The organism is Variovorax sp. KK3 (genome assembly GCF_001984055.1).
Lineage (GTDB): Bacteria > Pseudomonadota > Gammaproteobacteria > Burkholderiales > Burkholderiaceae_C > Variovorax.
The window spans coordinates 42,316-59,619 of the sequence record NZ_LYVO01000007.1 but is presented as its reverse complement, the minus strand read 5'-3'; the positions used below and the strand labels follow the sequence as shown (position 1 = coordinate 59,619).

At 69.6% G+C, this 17,304-nt stretch carries 15 protein-coding genes; 10 read left to right on the top strand and 5 right to left on the bottom strand.

What is annotated here, in order from left to right; translation table 11 throughout:
- Positions 1-3 precede the first annotated feature (3 nt).
- A complete protein-coding gene (locus tag B0W80_RS05410) occupies positions 4-1,263 on the bottom strand; it encodes a patatin-like phospholipase family protein (protein ID WP_076998086.1) in 1,260 nt (419 codons plus the stop codon).
- Between the two features lie 46 nt (positions 1,264-1,309).
- Entirely contained in the window at positions 1,310-1,759 is a 450-nt protein-coding gene (locus B0W80_RS05405; RefSeq protein WP_076998085.1) for a CHRD domain-containing protein, read from the bottom strand.
- A 119-nt stretch (positions 1,760-1,878) separates the two neighbouring features.
- Here B0W80_RS05405 and B0W80_RS05400 point away from each other — a divergent pair, with 119 nt between their 5' ends.
- Positions 1,879-2,433, top strand: a complete 555-nt coding sequence (locus B0W80_RS05400) for a DUF924 family protein (RefSeq protein WP_076998084.1) — start codon at positions 1,879-1,881, stop codon at positions 2,431-2,433.
- Here the strand turns inward: B0W80_RS05400 and queG are convergent.
- Complete coding sequence (queG, locus tag B0W80_RS05395; RefSeq protein ID WP_076998083.1) at positions 2,430-3,497, bottom strand: tRNA epoxyqueuosine(34) reductase QueG; 1,068 nt, start codon at positions 3,495-3,497, stop codon at positions 2,430-2,432. The genes B0W80_RS05400 and queG overlap by 4 nt on opposite strands.
- On the opposite strand from queG, the gene tsaE reads away from it, so the two are divergent.
- From tsaE to B0W80_RS05375, 4 genes are all read left to right on the top strand, one after another.
- The gene (gene tsaE / locus B0W80_RS05390) at positions 3,483-3,989 is read left to right on the top strand and encodes a tRNA (adenosine(37)-N6)-threonylcarbamoyltransferase complex ATPase subunit type 1 TsaE (RefSeq protein WP_076998082.1); all 507 of its coding nucleotides are present in this window, start codon (positions 3,483-3,485) and stop codon (positions 3,987-3,989) included. The two genes, queG and tsaE, sit on opposite strands and share 15 nt — an antisense overlap.
- On the top strand, positions 3,986-5,479 hold the full coding sequence (locus B0W80_RS05385; protein ID WP_076998081.1) for an N-acetylmuramoyl-L-alanine amidase: 1,494 nt from the start codon (positions 3,986-3,988) through the stop codon (positions 5,477-5,479). The genes tsaE and B0W80_RS05385 overlap by 4 nt, the downstream gene beginning before the upstream one ends.
- A 130-nt stretch (positions 5,480-5,609) precedes the next feature.
- The gene (locus tag B0W80_RS05380; RefSeq protein WP_076998080.1) at positions 5,610-9,191 is read left to right on the top strand and encodes an indolepyruvate ferredoxin oxidoreductase family protein; all 3,582 of its coding nucleotides are present in this window, start codon (positions 5,610-5,612) and stop codon (positions 9,189-9,191) included.
- A 158-nt stretch (positions 9,192-9,349) separates the two neighbouring features.
- The gene (locus B0W80_RS05375; RefSeq protein WP_076998079.1) at positions 9,350-9,622 is read left to right on the top strand and encodes a glycine zipper domain-containing protein; all 273 of its coding nucleotides are present in this window, start codon (positions 9,350-9,352) and stop codon (positions 9,620-9,622) included.
- 55 nt (positions 9,623-9,677) lie between these two features.
- Here B0W80_RS05375 and B0W80_RS05370 read toward each other — a convergent pair whose 3' ends face one another.
- Positions 9,678-10,328 carry a DedA family protein gene (locus tag B0W80_RS05370; protein ID WP_076998078.1) on the bottom strand — a complete coding sequence of 217 codons (651 nt, stop codon included), beginning with the start codon at positions 10,326-10,328 and terminating at the stop codon, positions 9,678-9,680.
- A 61-nt stretch (positions 10,329-10,389) separates the two neighbouring features.
- Here B0W80_RS05370 and mutL point away from each other — a divergent pair, with 61 nt between their 5' ends.
- The 5 genes from mutL to B0W80_RS05345 all read left to right on the top strand — a co-directional run bounded on the left by mutL (position 10,390) and on the right by B0W80_RS05345 (position 16,269).
- Positions 10,390-12,249, top strand: coding sequence for a DNA mismatch repair endonuclease MutL (gene mutL / locus B0W80_RS05365; protein WP_076998077.1), 1,860 nt, complete (start codon positions 10,390-10,392; stop codon positions 12,247-12,249).
- Positions 12,250-12,421: 172 nt separating this feature from the next.
- Complete coding sequence (locus tag B0W80_RS05360; RefSeq protein WP_076998076.1) at positions 12,422-13,387, top strand: alpha/beta hydrolase; 966 nt, start codon at positions 12,422-12,424, stop codon at positions 13,385-13,387.
- Positions 13,388-13,446: 59 nt separating this feature from the next.
- Positions 13,447-14,691, top strand: a complete 1,245-nt coding sequence (locus B0W80_RS05355; protein ID WP_179106838.1) for a multidrug effflux MFS transporter — start codon at positions 13,447-13,449, stop codon at positions 14,689-14,691.
- On the top strand, positions 14,681-15,622 hold the full coding sequence (gene miaA / locus B0W80_RS05350) for a tRNA (adenosine(37)-N6)-dimethylallyltransferase MiaA (RefSeq protein ID WP_076998075.1): 942 nt from the start codon (positions 14,681-14,683) through the stop codon (positions 15,620-15,622). The genes B0W80_RS05355 and miaA overlap by 11 nt, the downstream gene beginning before the upstream one ends.
- On the top strand, positions 15,619-16,269 hold the full coding sequence (locus tag B0W80_RS05345; protein ID WP_076998074.1) for an ABC transporter ATP-binding protein: 651 nt from the start codon (positions 15,619-15,621) through the stop codon (positions 16,267-16,269). The genes miaA and B0W80_RS05345 overlap by 4 nt, the downstream gene beginning before the upstream one ends.
- Before the next feature lie 4 nt (positions 16,270-16,273).
- On the opposite strand, the gene B0W80_RS05340 is transcribed toward B0W80_RS05345, so the two are convergent.
- Complete coding sequence (locus B0W80_RS05340; RefSeq protein ID WP_076998073.1) at positions 16,274-17,170, bottom strand: LysR substrate-binding domain-containing protein; 897 nt, start codon at positions 17,168-17,170, stop codon at positions 16,274-16,276.
- Positions 17,171-17,304 lie beyond the last annotated feature (134 nt).

Genomic DNA, 17,304 nt, shown 5'->3' with positions numbered 1-17,304 from the left:
AGTTCAGCGCTGATCGGCCTGCGCAGCCGCCGCGTTCGAGGGACCGTTCATCGGCACCTGCATCGGCCGGCGCACGCGCGGCGCGTTCGGCTCGCGCATGTCGAAGGTGGTCACGCCGTTGTCCTGCGACGCGCTGCGCAGCCATTCGGGATGTGCCAGTACGCTGCCGATGTCGCGCTGGCCCGCCTCCCAGTGTTCGTCGACCGAGGCACGCGAGAACTCGTAGTCCTTCGATTCGATCTCGTAGGGCTTGTCGCGGTAGATCAGGTGCACGATCTCGATCGGCTCGTGCGTGAGCTGGCTGCACACCGCGGCCACGCTCGGGTCCCTGCGCAGCGCGGCGGGCAGCTTGGTGATCAGGTCCGCCACCGCCTGCTGAAGATTGAGGTTGGCGGCCAGCGCGTCGGTGTTGAGGCGCGTGCGGCTCGAATAGGTGATGTCCTTCTGCCGTTCCGTCACCTCGGCCAGGGTGCGCGGCATGGCGCCGCTCGCGCTGAACAGGTCCACCTGCAGCACCATCAGCGGCTCGGTGCGCGGATGCGTGTCCAGCACGTACTGCAGCGGCGTGTTCGAGACGATGCCGCCGTCCCAGTAGTCTTCGCCCTCGATCGTCACCGGCGCGAAACCGGGCGGCAGCGCACCGCTGGCCATGATGTGCTCTGGGCCGATGCGCTGCGTGGTGTTGTCGAAGTAGATCGAGTTACCGTTGCGCACGTTGACCGCGCCCACGCTGAAGCGAATGTCGCAATGGTTGATGCGGTCGAAGTCGACGAGGCGTTCGAGCGTGGACTTGAGCGGCGAGGTGTCGTAGTAGCTCAACACCGGCGACGCACCGCCCAGCAGCAAGGCGGCGCCCGGCCGTGGCGTGAAGAAGCCCGGTACGCCGAAGAAGGCCGCCGAGGTCGCGCTCCACTGATTGAAGAGCGTGCGGTCGCCCCAGCCGGGTGTCAGCCGCTGGGCCGGCCCGGAAGAAACGAGATCCCAGAACTCGCGCAACCGATCGACTCGGCGCTCGGGCGCATTGCCTGCGATGAGCGCGGCGTTGATCGCGCCGATCGACACGCCCGCCACCCAGTCGAGCGACTTGTTCTTCTCGTACACACCGGCGTAGACACCGGCTTGGTAGGCACCGAGTGCGCCGCCGCCCTGCAGCACCAGGGCCTTCTTCGCGGTGTTGATGTCGACCCGGCCTCGCGCGGGCTTGGAGGGGGTGGCGGGATGCTGCGGCTTCTTGCGGGGGCTGGTGGTACGCATGGTGTCCATTGGACACCATTGCACGATCAACTCGCGATCACCCCCGCGCCGATTGCTACATCTTCGGCAGCAACTGCCCGCGGATCTCGCCGTTCGGGTTGGCCGCGGTGTGGATGTTGGCGTACCACTTGCCGGCACCCAGGTCGGAGGCCTGCGCGGGGGTCAGCGTCGCCTGTCCTTCGATGGGGCTCGCTGCGCTCGTGAAGGGCAGCACCACTCCGGCGTTCTCGCCGGCCGATGCCGGCCCATGGAAGTGCGCTGCCGTCGCCGGCCCGCTGAGGCCGGTGTAGACGATCTTGTACTTGAGCACGTTCGTGTCCTTGTTCAGCCAGGCCTCGACCAGCCCGCTGCCGCGCGTCATGTTGGGCGGCACCTCGCTGGCGGCGTTCATGCTGCCGCTGAAGCTCGACGTGTTCGAGCTGGACATCATTCCGCAGCCTGCCAGGGCCGCGGTCGCCACGCCGGCCACCAGGGCCGCGCGCAAGAGGGTGGCATAACGGTTCATGTGCGGATCTCCTTCGTTGTCGGAAACGAAAAGCCTAGGCAGCACGCGGCTTTTCGCGTGTCGGCCGCAAGCCCGACTTTGAGAGCGTGCCGGGATCGTGCGATGGCATCATTCGGCGTATGACGAACCCTGCTCCCCTGCCCTCCGCGCACGATGTCGCCGCCTTCTGGCGCGACGCCGGCCCCGAACGATGGTTCGCCAAGGACGACGCCTTCGACACCGAGTTCAAGTCCCGCTTCGAGGCCGCGCACCACGCCGCCGCATCCGGTGCGCTCGATGCATGGGCCGTCGATGCCGAGAGCGCACTGGCCCTGCTCGTGCTGCTCGACCAGTTTCCGCGCAACGGCTTTCGCGGCAGTGCCCACATGTTCGCGACCGATGGCAAGGCCCGCGCGGTGGCGCGGGCGGCCATCGCGGCTGGCCTGGACCAGCAAGTCGACAGCGCGCTGCGGCCCTTCTTCTACCTGCCCTTCATGCATTCCGAATCGCTGGAAGACCAGGAGCGATCGGTCGCGCTGAACGCCGCGCTCGACGCGAACACGCAGCGTTTCGCGGTGCTGCATCGGGACATCATCGCGCGCTTCGGCCGCTTTCCGCATCGCAATGCGGTGTTGGGGCGGGACACTACGCCAGAAGAGCAAGCCTTCCTGGACGAGGGCGGATTCGCGGGCTAGGGCCTCGCCTCGAGCGCCCAGGCCACGTGCTCGCGCACCAGCGCACTCGCGTGTTCGCGCCGCGCCAGCAACGGTGCACGCGCCTCTTCGTTGCCCGCACGCAGCGCGTTGCCCAAGGCCACCGCGATGTTGCGCAGCCAGCGCTCGTGCCCGATGCGGCGGATCGGGCTGCCTTCGGTGAAGCGCAAGAACTCGTCTTCGCTCCACGCGAAGAGCGTCGCCAGCGGCGGCCCCGTCAGCCCTTCGCGTGCATCGAAGTCCGGCAACGTGCTCTTCCTCGCGAACTTGTTCCACGGGCAGATCAGCTGGCAGTCGTCGCAGCCGTAGATGCGGTTGCCCATCGCCGGCCGCAGCTCGACCGGGATGCTGCCTGCATGCTCGATGGTGAGGTACGAGATGCAGCGCCGCGCATCGAGCCGTTGCGGCGCGACGATGGCCTGCGTCGGACAGACGTCGATGCACGCGCTGCAGCTGCCGCAATGCGCGCTGACCGGCTCGCTGTGCGGCAAAGCCATGTCGACGTAGATCTCGCCCAGAAAGAACATGGACCCGGCCTCGCGGTCGAGCACCAGCGTGTGCTTGCCGCGCCAGCCCTGGCCGCTGCGCGAGGCCAGCTCGGCCTCGAGCACCGGCGCCGAATCGGTGAAGACGCGGTGGCCGAATGTACCCACGTCCTCGCCGATGCGGTCGGCCAGCTTCTGCAGCCGCGAACGCAAGACCTTGTGGTAGTCGCGGCCGCGGGCATAGAGCGACACGATGGCTTCGCCGGGCCGCTGCAGCCGCTCGAACTCGATGGCCTGCCAGTCGTCGGACGTGGCGCGCGGCAGGTAGTCCATGCGCGCGGTGATCACCGACACGGTGCCCGGCACCAGCTCGGCCGGCCGCGCGCGCCGCGTGCCATGCGCGGCCATGTAGTGCATGTCGCCATGAAAGCCCTGCGCGAGCCATTGCGCCAGGCCGGACTCGGCGCTCGACAGGTCGACACCCGTCACACCGATTTGGGAGAATCCGAGTTCCTGGGCCCAGGCCCGAATACGACTCACGAGTGGATGGCTGCCGATCACCTGCCGATTGTAAAAACGCTCGCGACACGAAGCCTCGAGCAACGGTGGCACACCGAAGACGACTGCGATGCGCTGGCACGCAGCCTCGCGTCATCGGAAGCGCTGCGCGATGCGTTCATCGCATTGCATGGAGACCTCGGCGCCGGCAAAACCACTTTCGTACGCCACCTGTTGCGCGCGCTCGGCATCGGCTCGCGCATCAAGAGCCCCACCTACGCGGTGGTCGAGCCGCATGAAGCACCCGGCGGCCTGGCCATCTTCCATTTCGACTTCTACCGATTCAGCGATCCGCACGAATGGGACGACGCCGGCTTCCGCGACATCTTCGCGGGGCCGGGCCTCAAGCTTGCGGAATGGCCGGGCAACGCCGCGGGGCGCATTCCGATTGCTGATCTTGCTATTAAAATCGAAGCAATGAACGACGACACACGCACCGTGACCCTGCAGGCCCACACCCCGCGCGGCAACCGGCTGCTCGACGCCGCTGCATGAAGGCCCGAGGACTGCAAAGACGCGCGCTGCTGCAAGGCGGCAGCCTCGCCCTGCTGCTGGGCACCGCCGAAATCGCGCGCGGCGCCACCATCGTGGCCGTGCGGGTCTGGCCCGCGAACGACTACACCCGCGTCACCATCGAATCCGACGGCCGCCTCGCGTCACAACAGCTCGTGGTCGGCAACCCGCCGCGGCTGGCCGTGGACATCGAGGGCATCGACCTCAATCCCGCACTTCGCGAGCTGGTCGGCAAGATCCGGCCCGACGACCCGTACATCAACGGCCTGCGCGTCGGCCAATTCGCGCCGAGCGTGGTGCGCATCGTGTTCGACCTCAAGCAGACCGTGGCACCGCAGGTCTTCTCGCTGGCGCCCGTGGCGGCGTACCAGCACCGGCTGGTGCTCGACCTGTATCCGCAGCAGGCCGTCGACCCGATGGAGGCCCTGATCGCCGAACGCCTGCGCGATGCGCCGCGAGCCCAGGGCCGCGACAGCACGGTGGCCGGCGTCGCGCCGCGCAACGCCGGCGCGCCCGGGGACACACCGGCACCGCTGCGCCCCGCGCCGCCTGGCGCCGACCCGCTGGGCGACCTGATGGCGCAGCAGTCGATGCGCCCCACGCCGGGTGGCCCCTCGGCGGCACCGCCGCTGGTGGCGCCCGCACCGCTGCCGCCGGTGGTGGGCACCGCGCCCGTCGCTCCCACGCCGCCACCGCGCAACGGCAGCGGCACCAGCAACGGCAGCGTCGCCACGGCCAGCCGCACCGACCGCATCATCATCGTCGCGCTCGATCCGGGCCATGGCGGCGAAGACCCCGGCGCCATCGGCCCCAACGGCACGCGCGAGAAAGACATCGTGCTGCAGGTCGCGCACCGCCTGCGCGACCGCATCAACGCGAGCAGCGTCAACGGCAACCCGATGCGTGCCTTCCTCACGCGCGACGCCGACTTCTTCGTGCCGCTGGGCACCCGCGTGCAGAAGGCACGGCGCGTGCAGGCCGACCTGTTCGTCAGCATCCATGCCGATGCCTTCACCAACCCCGACGCGCGAGGCGCCAGCGTGTTCGCGCTGAGCCAGAGCGGCGCCTCCAGCAGCGCCGCGCGCTGGCTCGCGAACAAGGAGAACCAGGCCGACAAGGTCGGTGGCGTGAACGTCGGTTCGCACGAGGCCCAGGTGCAGCGCGCGCTGCTCGACATGAGCACCACCGCGCAGATCAACGACAGCCTCAAGCTCGGCGGCGCGATGCTGGGCGAGATCCGCGGCATCGGCGCCAGGCTGCACAAGCCGAGCGTCGAGCAGGCCGGCTTCGCGGTGCTCAAGGCGCCCGACATCCCGAGCGTGCTGGTCGAAACCGCCTTCATCAGCAACCCCGAGGAAGAAGCCAAGCTGCGCAGCACGTCCTACCAGGAAGACCTGGCCGACGCGCTGATGCGCGGCATCCAGCGCTACTTCGCGCAGAACCCGCCGCTGGCGCGCAGCCGCCAGCTCTGAGGGCCTGTCGACGCCATGCAAGGATGACATCGCCGGCCGCAGCGGCAATTGCGCGCCGGCCGGCACCGCGCCGCGTTCTTCGTCATCATCTGGCGTTAGTGTGGGCACGTCCCCCGAGGAATCCAAACTGATGGCAGAAACCACTGCGCCCGCGCCTCTGGCGCGTTCCGACTACCGCCTGAGCGACAGCCTGTGGGCCACCGGCGGCTGCATCTTCCTGACCGGCACGCAGGCGCTCGTGCGGCTCATGCTGATGCAGCGCCAGCGCGATGCGGCCGCCGGGCTCGACACGCGCGGCTTCATGAGCGGCTACCGCGGCTCGCCGCTCGGCATGGTCGACCTGGCCGTGTGGAAAGCCGGCAAGAAGCTCGACGAAAGCGGCATCCGCTTCCTGCCCGCGATCAACGAGGAACTGGGCGCCACCGCGGTGCTGGGCACCCAGCGCGTCGAAGCCGACCCTGAGCGCACCTGCGCCGGCGTGTTCTCGATGTGGTACGGCAAGGGGCCGGGCGTCGACCGCGCCGGCGACGCGCTCAAGCACGGCAATGCCTACGGTGCTTCGCCGCACGGCGGCGTGCTGATGGTGGCCGGCGACGACCACGGCTGCGTGTCTTCTTCGATGCCGCACCAGAGCGACCAGGCCTTCCAGTCGTGGCATGCGCCGGTGGTCTCGCCGGGCAGCGTGGGCGAATACCTCGAGTTCGGGCTCTACGGCTGGGCGCTGTCGCGCTTCTCGGGCAACTGGGTGGGCTTCACCGCGCTGTCGGAAGTGGTCGAGAGCGCATCGACGGTCGACCTCGACCGCGTCAACGCGCGCGCGGCGGCATGGCAGGACGCCGACACCGTGCGGCGCATCACCGGCCATTCACCGCCCGAGGACGGCCTGCACTACCGCTGGCCCGACCTGCCCTCGCTCAAGATCGAGCAGCGCCTGCACGCCAAGCTCGACGCGGTGCGCGCCTTCGCGCGCGTCAACAGCATCGACCGCCACATCGTCGAGAGCGACGACGCGGTGGTTGGCATCGTGACTGCCGGCAAGGCGCACTACGACTTCATGGAGGTGCTGCGGCGGCTGGACATCTCGACGCAGGCACTGGCCCGCCACGGCGTGCGCATCTACAAGCTGGGCCTGACCTACCCCATCGAGCCGACGCGCATGCGCGCCTTCGTGCAGGGCCTGAAGGAACTGCTGGTCATCGAAGAAAAGGGCCCGGTGGTCGAAGACCAGTTGCGCACGATGTTCTACAACGATGCCGCGCGCCCCACCATCGTGGGCAAGCAGGACGAGCACGGCAGGCCGCTGGTCAGCGCCCTCGGCGAGCTGCGCCCCTCGCGCCTGATCGAGGTCGTGGCCTGCTGGCTGGCCGTGCATTTTCCGGACCTCGACCGCCGGCACCTGGTGCGCGACTTCACGCCGCCCGAACTGCTGTCGAACGCCGGCGACAGCGTGAAGCGCCTGCCCTACTTTTGCGCCGGCTGCCCGCACAACACGAGCACGCGCGTGCCCGAAGGCTCGCGTGCCCAGGCCGGCATCGGCTGCCACTTCATGGCCAGCTGGATGGACCGCGACACCGAGGGCCTGATCCAGATGGGCGGCGAAGGCGTGGACTGGGTGTCGCACGCGATGTTCACGCGCGTGCCGCACGTTTTCCAGAACCTCGGCGACGGCACGTACTACCACTCGGGCTACCTGGCCATCCGACAGGCCGTCGCGGCGCGGGCCACGCTCACCTACAAGATCCTCTTCAACGACGCGGTGGCGATGACCGGCGGCCAGCCGGTCGACGGCATCATCAGCGTCGACCGCATCGCACGCCAGGTCGAGGCCGAGGGCGTGAAGCAGGTGGTGGTGCTGTCCGACGACATCGGCAAATACCACGGCATGCGGCAGCTCTTTCCCGAAGGCACCGAGTTCCACGACCGGGCCGAACTCGACGCGGTGCAGCGCCGGCTGCGCGAGATGCCCGGCGTCACCGTGCTGATCTACGAGCAGACCTGCGCCGCCGAGAAGCGCCGCCGCCGCAAGAAGGGCGAACTGGTCGACCCGGCCCGGCGCGTGTTCATCAACGAGCGCGTCTGCGAAGGCTGCGGCGACTGCTCGGTGCAGAGCAACTGCGTCGCCGTGCTGCCGCACGAAACGCCGCTGGGCCGCAAGCGCAAGATCGACCAGAGCAACTGCAACAAGGACTATTCCTGCGCCAAGGGCTTCTGCCCCAGCTTCGTGGGCGTACTGGACGGCAAGCTGCGCAAGAAGGCAGGTGCCCTGGCCGGCAGCGCCGACAGCTTTCTTCGACGCGTCGAGGGCCTGCCACGGCCTGCGGCGCACACCTGGACCGGCCCGTACGACCTGCTCGTCACCGGCGTGGGCGGCACCGGTGTCGTGACCGTCGGCGCGCTGGTCGCGATGGCGGCGCACCTGGAAGGCCGCAGCGCAAGCGTGCTCGACTTCATGGGCTTCGCGCAGAAGGGTGGCTCGGTGCTGAGCTTCGTGCGCCTGGCCGACGTGCCCGAGCGGCTGAATCAGGTGCGCATCGACACGCAGCAGGCCGATGCACTGCTGGCCTGCGACCTGGTGGTGGGCGCCTCGGCCGATGCGCTGGCCACGGTGCGCCGCGGCCGCACCCGCATCCTGGCCAACACGCACGAGACACCGGTGGCCGAGAGCCTGCACAACCCCGACGCGAGCCTGAAGGTGCCGATGCTGCTGCAGAAGCTGCGCTTCGCCGCGGGCGACGAACGGATCGAAACGCTCGACGCGCAATCGCTGGCCGAGGCCTTCCTGGGCGATTCGATCGCCTCCAACATCCTTGCGCTGGGCTACGCCTGGCAGCGCGGACTGGTGCCGGTGGGGCTGGAAGCGATGCTGCGCGCCATCGAGCTCAACGGCGTGGCGGTGGACAACAACAAGCTCGCTTTTTCACTGGGCCGCCTGGCCGCAGGCGACCAGGACGCCGCGGCCGTGCTGCTGCGCGAAGCCGATGCGGCGGAGCCGGCCCCTGCCGAATCCGTCGACGAAACGATCGAGCGTGCGCAGGCGCACTTGCGGGGCTACCAGAACGAGGCCTACGCACGACGCTATGCCGACACCGTCGGCGCGGTGCGGGAGCGAGAGGCCGCCTTGCGAGCCGACCCCGAGCTTCCCTTCACGCGCGCCGTCGCGCAGGGCCTGCTCAAGCTGATGGCCTACAAAGACGAGTACGAGGTCGCGCGGCTATACACCGATGGCGAATTCCTTCACTCGCTTCGGCAGCAGTTCGAAGGCGAGCCGCAGCTCGAGTTCTACATGGCGCCGCCCGGCCTCGCCCGCGCGCGCCCGGGCGAGGCGCCACGCAAGCTGCGCTTCGGCGGCTGGATGATGGGTCTGCTGAAACTGCTGGCCCACGGCCGACGCGTGCGTGGCACCGTGTTCGACGTATTCGGTCGCACCGAAGAACGTCGCATGGAACGCAAGCTGATCGAGGACTACCAGCGGCGCATCGAATCGCTTCTGCCCACGCTGAGCCGCGAGCGACTCAAGGTCGCGACCGAGATCGCGCTGCTGCCGCAGCAGATGCGCGGCTTCGGTCACGTGAAGCTGGCGAACGTGGCACTTGCGCGCGTGCGAGAGGCAGAGCTGCTGCACCGTTTCGACCCGCAGGCCTTTCCGCGCCCTGCGTCCTCGCGCTCGGCGGGCCAGCTGCGCGGCATTCCGGTCACCGCGACACAGCGCTGACAACGCTGACAGCGGGTCGGCCATCGACCGCCTGTGCGTTGCTTCTTGTTGCACATGGGAAGCGCGCGACTTCGGGCATCGGGCTGCGGTGGGCTCCTACATGCTTTTCGCGCCGGCTTTCCACAATGAAGTCATTACTCATCCGAAAGGTGGACAACATGAAGACACGTCTTTGGATTGCAGCCGGCGCAGCGACCGCCGTGATGACCCTGGCCGGTTGCGCATCGGGGCCTGGCGAGCAATGGGGTACGGCAGGCGGCGCGGTTGGCGGCGCCGTGATCGGTAACGCCATCGGCGGCAACACGGCCAGCACGGTGGGCGGCGCCGCCATCGGCGGCTTGATCGGTAACCAGGTGGGTCGTCGCGCCGACGAGCGCAACTACGACCGCCAGCGAAACAGCTACTACCCGTACAACGGCCCGAACTATTGAGTCGGCTTCCGCTAGACGACGAAGGGCGTGTCCTCCAGGGCACGCCCTTTCGCGTTCAGCGCGCCGACGACGGCGTGCGGCCTGCGCGCCAGGCGCCGAAGATGGCGATCAGCCCCGGCACGATGATCAACGCCCAGATGATCTTGTCCAGGTGCTCCTTCACGAAGGGCATGTTGCCGAACAGGTAGCCGGCCGTGCACAGGCTCAGCACCCACAACAGGCCGCCGCCGACGTTGTACATGGTGAACTTGCCCCGCGTCATCTCGGCCACGCCTGCCACGAAGGGCGCGAAGGTGCGGATGAAAGGCATGAAGCGCGCCAGCACGATGGTGATGCCACCGTAGCGCTCGTAGAACTCGTGCGCCTGGTTGAAAGCCTTCTTGTTGAAGAAGCGCGAGCTTTCCCACTGGAACACCTTGGGGCCGAAGTAACGCCCGATGCTGTAGTTGCACTGGTCACCCAGGATGGCCGCGGCGATGAGCACCGGCACCGCGATGCCGTAGCTCATGAGGCCCGCGCCGCACAGCGCGCCCACGATGAACATCAGCGAATCGCCGGGCAGGAAGGGCATGACGACCAGCCCGGTTTCGACGAAGACGATGAGAAACAACAGCGCATACACCCAGGGCCCATAGGTGATGACGAAGGTCTCCAGGTGTTTGTCGACGTGCAGGATGAAGTCGAGCAAGAAGCTGATGATTTCCATGGGCGCGCATTATCCGTGGCGGCGCGCCGCAGCTTCCGCGATGCCCTTCTAGAATCGCCGGGTGAGCGCCCTCCCCACTGCTTCTGACCCATCCGTCTCCCCTGTGGCCACGCGCCGCCCCATCCGCGAACTCCCAGACGAACTCATCAGCCAGATCGCTGCCGGCGAGGTGGTGGAGCGCCCGGCCTCGGTGGTGCGCGAGCTGCTCGACAACGCACTCGACGCCGGTGCCCGGCAGGTCACCGTGCGGCTCGCGGCCGGCGGCGTGCGCCTGATCTCGGTCGAGGACGACGGGCAGGGCCTGCCGCGCGACGAGCTGCCGCTGGCGCTGCGCCGCCATGCGACCAGCAAGATCGCCAGCCTCGGCGAACTCGAGACCGTCGGCACCATGGGCTTTCGCGGCGAGGCGCTGGCCGCGATCAATGCGATCGCCGAACTGAGCCTGCAGTCGCGCGCGGCCGGTGCCGAGCACGCCTTCGCGCTCGACGGCCGCACCGGCGAACTGCGACCGGTGGCGCGCGCCACCGGCACCACCGTCGAAGTGCGCGAGCTGTTCTTCGCCACGCCGGCCCGCCGCAAGTTCTTGAAGACCGACGCGACCGAGCTCGCGCACTGCATCGAGGCCGTGCGCCGCCACGCGCTCGCGCGGCCCGAGGTCGGCTTCGCGGTCTGGCACGACGGCCGGCTGGTCGAGCAGTGGCGCGGCGCCGAAGGGCGCGCCCCGCGCCTCGCCGACACGCTGGGCGACGACTTCGTCACCCACAGCGTGGCGGTCGAGCACGCGGCGGGCCCGGTGCACGTGTCGGGGCGAGCGGGCATTCCCGACGCCGCGCGTTCACGGGCCGACCAGCAGTTCTTCTACGTCAACGGCCGCTTCGTGCGCGACAAGGTGCTGGCCCACGCCGTGCGCAGCGCCTACGAAGACGTGCTGCACGGCCAGCGCCAGCCGGTCTATGCGCTGTACCTCGACATCGACCCGGCACGCGTCGACGTCAACGTGCATCCGACCAAGATCGAGGTGCGTTTTCGCGACGGCCGCGAGGTGCACCAGGCGGTGCGCCACGCCATCGAGAACGCGCTGGCCGCGCCGCGTGCGGGCGATGCGGCCGCGCCGCCGGCCGAACCCTTCTTCAAGCCGCGCCCGGTCATGCCGACCTGGACGCAACCGGCCATGCATTTCGCCGCCGAACGCGGTCTGGGCGATGCCGCGGCGATGTGGCCGACCGCCCGGCGCGACGACGCCGCGCCGGCCATCCCGTCCGGGGGGCAGAACGCCATGCCGGCCGTCGCTTTCGCCCAGCCGGGCGCGGCCTCCCGCCCTGCCGATGCGGACGAGGCCTGGCCCCTCGGCCGCGCCCTGGCCCAGTTGCAGGGCATCTACATCCTGGCCGAGAACAACCAGGGCCTGGTGATCGTCGACATGCACGCGGCCCACGAACGCATCGTCTACGAGCGCCTCAAGGTCCAGCTCGACGGCGCGGCCATCGCGAGCCAGCCGCTGCTGATCCCAGCCACCTTCGCGGCCACGCCGCAGGAGGTCGCGACCGCCGAGGCCTGCGCGTCGGTGCTGCCGTCGCTGGGCCTGGAGATCACGCCCTTTTCGCCGCGCACGCTGGCGGTGCGCGCGGTGCCCAGCACGCTGGCCGACGGCGACCCGGTCGAACTCGCCCGCAGCGTGCTGGCCGAGCTGGCCCAGCACGATGCCAGCACCGTGGTGCAGCGTGCCCAGAACGAGCTGCTGTCCACCATGGCCTGCCACGGCGCGGTGCGTGCCAATCGCCGGTTGACAGTCGACGAGATGAACGCCCTGCTGCGCCAGATGGAGGCCACCGAGCGCTCGGATCAGTGCAACCACGGCCGTCCGACCTGGCGCCAGCTCTCGGTGCGCGAGCTCGACAGCCTGTTCATGCGCGGGCGCTGACCGCTCGGTGGCTGGCAGCCGCCGCGTCCGACTCTGGTGGCATTTCGGCACATTTGTCGCAACTTGGACGCTACATAAGGGTTTCCACTCGTCGGCGGGCGGCCCGGCACGGGCGTTGCATGCAGTCTTTCGGTTGAACTTTCCACCCAAACGCCTGTCATTCCGCCCTGTGATGAAGTCCTGGACCCTGTTCGCCTCCACCACCGCCCTGGTCGCATTGCTGGCCGGGGGCTGTTCCACCCTCGACGAACGGCAGCGCGAATGGATATTCCAGCCCAGCGACCGAAGCTGGGGCAACTCCGAAGCCCAGACCGAGGGCATGGAGCATGTCTGGATCGACTTCAATTCCAACGTCACCGGGCAGCCGGCCCGCCTGCACGGCCTGTGGCTGGGCGGCCCGCCCGAATCCGTCGACACTCCCGTTCTGCTGTACCTGCACGGTGCCCGCTACAACGTGGCCGGCTCGGCCCCGCGCATGCGGCGCATGCACGAGCTGGGCTTCTCGGTGCTGGCGATCGACTACCGGGGCTTCGGCAAGAGCAGCAAGGCGCTGCCCTCCGAAGACTCGGCCCGCGAGGACGCACGCGCCGCCTGGATCTGGCTGGCCGCGCGCCATCCCAAGCAGCACCGGTACATCTTCGGCCACTCGCTGGGCGGCGCCATCGGCATCGACCTGGCGTCCCAGGTCAACGACGAGAGCGGCACCATCGTCGAGAGCACCTTCACCTCCATCGCCGACGTGGTCAGCAGCTTCAAGTGGGGCTGGCTGCCCTTCGGCCCTCTGATCACCCAGCGCTTCGAGGCCATCACCAAGGTCAAGAACATCGGCGCGCCGCTGCTGGTCGTGCACGGCTCGGCCGACAGCCTGATCAACCCGACGCTCGGGCGCAAGCTGTACGAGGCGGCCACCGTGCCCAAGCAGTTCGTGTTGGTCGAGGGCGGCTCGCACCACAGCACCGGCTCGATCGGCGAGGCGCAGTACCGTTCGGCACTGGCGCAGCTGTTCCGCATGAAGCAGCCGAACATGCTGGCGGCCCATGAAGGCACGCCGGCGCCGCTCGCCGTGCCTGCGGCGCAGCCGGCGGCAGCCGACAAGCTGCAAGACGCCGCCGCGGCGGCGCTGCCCCACAAGATCTGACCAGGGGCTTCGCGCCGGCCCCCGCGGCCGGGGCTTTCGCATTTGTTACCCTCGGGCGCATGCCGCCCATCGCAGCGCCCGCTGCCCCCGCCAACCCGGCGTCCCATCCGCAGACGTCGCCCGCCCTGGTGGTGCTGGTGCTGGCCCTGCTGCTGGGCATCCAGCCCGTCACCACCGATCTCTACCTGCCCGCCCTGCCCGCGCTGACCGCCGAGTTGGGCGCGCACATGGGCCATGCCCAGCTCACCCTGACCGCGCTGCTGCTGGCGTTCGGCTGCGCTCAGTTGGTGCTGGGGCCCCTCTCGGACCGCTTCGGCCGCCGGCCCGTGCTGCTGTGGGGGCTGGCCGCCTACGTGCTCGCCAGCATCGGCGGTGTGGTCGCCGGTTCGATCGAGCTATTGATCGTCTGGCGTACCCTGCAGGGCGCCGCCATGGGCGCGGCGGTGATGGCCGCGCGCGCCATCGTGCGCGACCTGTACCAGCCGGCGGACGGCGCACGCGTGATGTCGCGTGCCCTCACCGGGCTCGGCGTCATCGCCTGCCTGTGCGCGCCGGTGGGTGGGGTGCTGGCAGACCTGTTCGGCTGGCGCGTCGCCCTGGCGATGCCGGCGCTGTTCGGCGCCGCCACGCTGGGCCTGGTCGCGATGCGCTTCGACGAATCGCTGGCCCGCCGCAATCCCGACGCGCTGCGCCCCGGCACGCTGCTGGCGACCTGGTCGCGCGTGCTGCGCCACCCCACCTTCCTCGCCTTCTCCGCGCTCACCACCTGCGCCTACGGCGTGCTCTTCACCTTTCTCGCGAGTTCGTCCTTCGTGTTCATTCAGGTGCTGGGGCTGAGCAGGACCCAGTACGGCCTGGTCATGCTGTGGAGTTCGCTGTCCTACATCGCCGGCACCTTCATGTGCCGGCGATGGCTGCCTCGCTTCGGGGTGCGCGGCAGCATCGCACGCGCCGCGGGGCTGACGCTGGCCGGCGGGACCGTCATGGGCCTGCTGGCGCTGGCCGGCATCCAGGCCACCTGGGCCATCGTCGCGCCGCTCACGCTGATCATGCTGGCGCACGGCGTGCACCAGCCCTGCGGCCAGACCGGCGCGGTCGGCCCGTTTCCGCAGGCGGCCGGTGCCGCATCGGCCCTCAACGGCTTCCTGATGATGCTGGCCGCCTTCGGCATCGGTGCCTGGCTGGGCACACGCATGGACGGCACCACGCTGCCGCTGGCCCTGGGCATGTGGTTCTGGAGCGTGTGCATCGCGCTCGTCGCCTGGACCCTGGTGCGCCGCCTCGGCGATCCGCATGGGCACTGAGGGCGGCTACGTCGCGCTCGCCGGGCCCACGGCCTCGGGCAAGACCGCCGCGGCGCTCGCCATCGCGCGCAGCCGCCCGGTGGAAATCGTCAGCGTCGATTCGGCCCTGGTCTACCGCGGCATGGACATCGGCACCGCCAAGCCCAGCGCCGCCGAGCAGGCCGAGGTGCCGCATCACCTGATCGACATCCGCGACCCGCGCGAGCCCTACAGCGCGGCCGCCTTCGTCGCCGATGCGAGGCGCCTCCTCGCAGAGATTCGCGCACGCGGCCGGCTGCCGCTGCTGGTGGGCGGCACCATGCTTTATTTCAAGGCCCTGGCCGATGGCATCGACGCCATGCCGGCCGCCGACCCCGAGGTGCGCCGGCGCATCGAAGCCGAATCCGCGGCCGAGGGCTGGCCGGCCATGCATGCACGCCTGGCCGCGGTCGATGCCGTCACCGCCGCGCGCTTGGCGCCCAACGACAGCCAGCGCATCCAGCGCGCGCTGGAGGTATGGCTGACGAGCGGCCGGCCGCTGTCGAGCTTTCATGCCGCAGCGGCGCGCGAGCCGGGCGGCGCCGGCCTGCCGCCGATCGCCCTCTTCTCGCTCGAACCCACCGAGCGCGCCTGGCTGCACGAGCGCATCGCCGCGCGCTTCGACGCCATGCTGGCCGCTGGCTTCCTCGATGAGGTGATGGCGTTGCGTGCGCGCGGCGACCTCGACCCCGACCTGCCCTCGATGCGCAGCGTCGGCTACCGCCAGGCCTGGGAAGCGCTCGACGGCGCCTGGCCGCTGCCGGAGCTGCGCGAACGCGGCATCGCCGCCACCCGCCAGTTGGCCAAGCGGCAGATCACCTGGCTGCGCAGCATGCCGACGCGTCGCTTAGTGCCGGCCGAGGCGCCGGACGCGGTCGCGCGCATCGTCGAGCACGTGGGTGGCATCGCATGACGCTGACGGTCGAAGGCTTGGCCAAGCACTACGGCGAGTCGGCCGTGTTCGAGAACGTCTCGCTGACGGTCGCGCCGGGCGAGTTCGTCGCCATCGTCGGCGAATCGGGCGTGGGCAAGTCCACGTTGCTCAACTGCATGGCCGGCCTCGACACCTGGGACGCCGGCCGCATCACGCATGACGGCACCGACATCGGCACGCTCGGCGACGAAGCGCGCGCGCTCTGGCGCCGCAAGCACGTCGGCTTCGTGTTCCAGGCCTTCCACGTGCTGCCGCACCTCGACGTCGCGCAGAACATCGCGCTGCCACTGATGCTCTTGCAGCAGCCCGACGCGGCCCGCGTGACGCACATGCTCGACGCGGTCGGCCTCGCGGGACTGGGCGCGCGCCTGCCGCAACAGCTCAGCGGTGGCCAGCTGCAGCGCGTGGCCATCGCCCGCGCGCTGGTGCACAAGCCTTCGCTGCTGCTGGCCGACGAGCCGACCGGCAACCTCGACCCCGGCACCGCCGCGAAGGTGCTGGACCTGCTGCTCGCGCAGAACCGGGAGCACGGGTCGGCGCTCGTGCTGGTCACGCATTCGGAGGCGGCAGCCGCGCGGGCCGACCGCGTGCTGCACTTGAGCGCAGGCGGCATCGTGCAGGGCTGAGGCGCTAGCTTGCCTGGCGCAGGCGCTTCAGTGCCGCCTCCGCGTGCGCTTCGAACTTCTTCCCCAGCATCGAGGTTGCAACGCCGCGGTGCGTCACCGCGAAGATGTCGAAGGACGGCGCACCCTGGATCGGCCTGAAAGCCAGCCGGTCCGTCATGCAGCCGCGCGCGGTCAGGTCGTCGACCACCGCGATGCCGGCGCCGCAGGCCGCCAGCGCGCAGGCCGTCTGGCCGGCACGCACTTCGATGGGTGCCTCGGGCGCCAGCTTCAGCTGCCTGCGCCAGTCGGCCATGATCCGGCCCTGCGGCGTGTCGGCACTGAAGGCGATCAGCCGCTCCTTCAGCACGTCGCGCGGGGCGAGCGTGCGCCGCTTCGAGAACGCATGCGCCTGCGGGAACACGCAGGCCAGCGTCCATTGGCCGATGGCGCGCGACCCGAGCGGCGCCTCGTCGATGCGCAGCGTGCTGATCGCGACATCGGCTTCGCGCGCCAGCAGCCGCTGCGCCATCTCGCGCGCCGACACCACTTCCAACGACAGCCGGGCCGACGGATGCTCCTGCGTCAGCGCCGCGATCGCGCGCGGCACCATCTCCAGCCCGGTGCTCGGACTCGCGAGCACGCGCAGCGTCAACAGGCTGCCGGCCTTCAACGCCTGCGCACACTCGTCGATGCGCGACACGCCGCGGTAGACCTGTTCGACCTCGGCATACAGCGCCTGCGCCTCGGGCGTCGCGAGCAGCCGGCCCTTGCGGCGCTCGAACAGCCGAAGCCCCATCTGCAGTTCCACGTGCGACAGCATCCGGCTGATGCCCGGCTGCGACACGTGCAGCAACTCGGCCGCGCCGGTGATGGAGCCGGCCTGCATGACGGCGCGGAACACTTCGATCTGGCGCAGGTTCATGGGCTCTTTCTCGATGGCGTACGAGGTCGACGATGTACGTTGCACAGCGGCCGATGTGGAACATGCATCGGGCGCTTCGGTGTCGGTTAACTCGATGTTATGGGAATCGGACTTCTTGGTATTGGATGCTCTTG

What these genes read in the sequence shown, in the direction of transcription:
- B0W80_RS05355 (WP_179106838.1), top strand. Translation starts at nt 13,447, where the DNA reads ATGCCGCCCATCGCAGCGCCCGCTGCCCCCGCCAACCCGGCGTCCCAT.
- B0W80_RS05340 (WP_076998073.1), bottom strand. Translation starts at nt 17,170, where the DNA reads ATGAACCTGCGCCAGATCGAAGTGTTCCGCGCCGTCATGCAGGCCGGC.
- B0W80_RS05400 (WP_076998084.1), top strand. Translation starts at nt 1,879, where the DNA reads ATGACGAACCCTGCTCCCCTGCCCTCCGCGCACGATGTCGCCGCCTTC.
- B0W80_RS05370 (WP_076998078.1), bottom strand. Translation starts at nt 10,328, where the DNA reads ATGGAAATCATCAGCTTCTTGCTCGACTTCATCCTGCACGTCGACAAA.
- B0W80_RS05385 (WP_076998081.1), top strand. Translation starts at nt 3,986, where the DNA reads ATGAAGGCCCGAGGACTGCAAAGACGCGCGCTGCTGCAAGGCGGCAGC.
- B0W80_RS05410 (WP_076998086.1), bottom strand. Translation starts at nt 1,263, where the DNA reads ATGGACACCATGCGTACCACCAGCCCCCGCAAGAAGCCGCAGCATCCC.
- B0W80_RS05375 (WP_076998079.1), top strand. Translation starts at nt 9,350, where the DNA reads ATGAAGACACGTCTTTGGATTGCAGCCGGCGCAGCGACCGCCGTGATG.
- tsaE (WP_076998082.1), top strand. Translation starts at nt 3,483, where the DNA reads ATGGCTGCCGATCACCTGCCGATTGTAAAAACGCTCGCGACACGAAGC.
- B0W80_RS05360 (WP_076998076.1), top strand. Translation starts at nt 12,422, where the DNA reads ATGAAGTCCTGGACCCTGTTCGCCTCCACCACCGCCCTGGTCGCATTG.
- miaA (WP_076998075.1), top strand. Translation starts at nt 14,681, where the DNA reads ATGGGCACTGAGGGCGGCTACGTCGCGCTCGCCGGGCCCACGGCCTCG.
- B0W80_RS05405 (WP_076998085.1), bottom strand. Translation starts at nt 1,759, where the DNA reads ATGAACCGTTATGCCACCCTCTTGCGCGCGGCCCTGGTGGCCGGCGTG.
- B0W80_RS05345 (WP_076998074.1), top strand. Translation starts at nt 15,619, where the DNA reads ATGACGCTGACGGTCGAAGGCTTGGCCAAGCACTACGGCGAGTCGGCC.
- B0W80_RS05380 (WP_076998080.1), top strand. Translation starts at nt 5,610, where the DNA reads ATGGCAGAAACCACTGCGCCCGCGCCTCTGGCGCGTTCCGACTACCGC.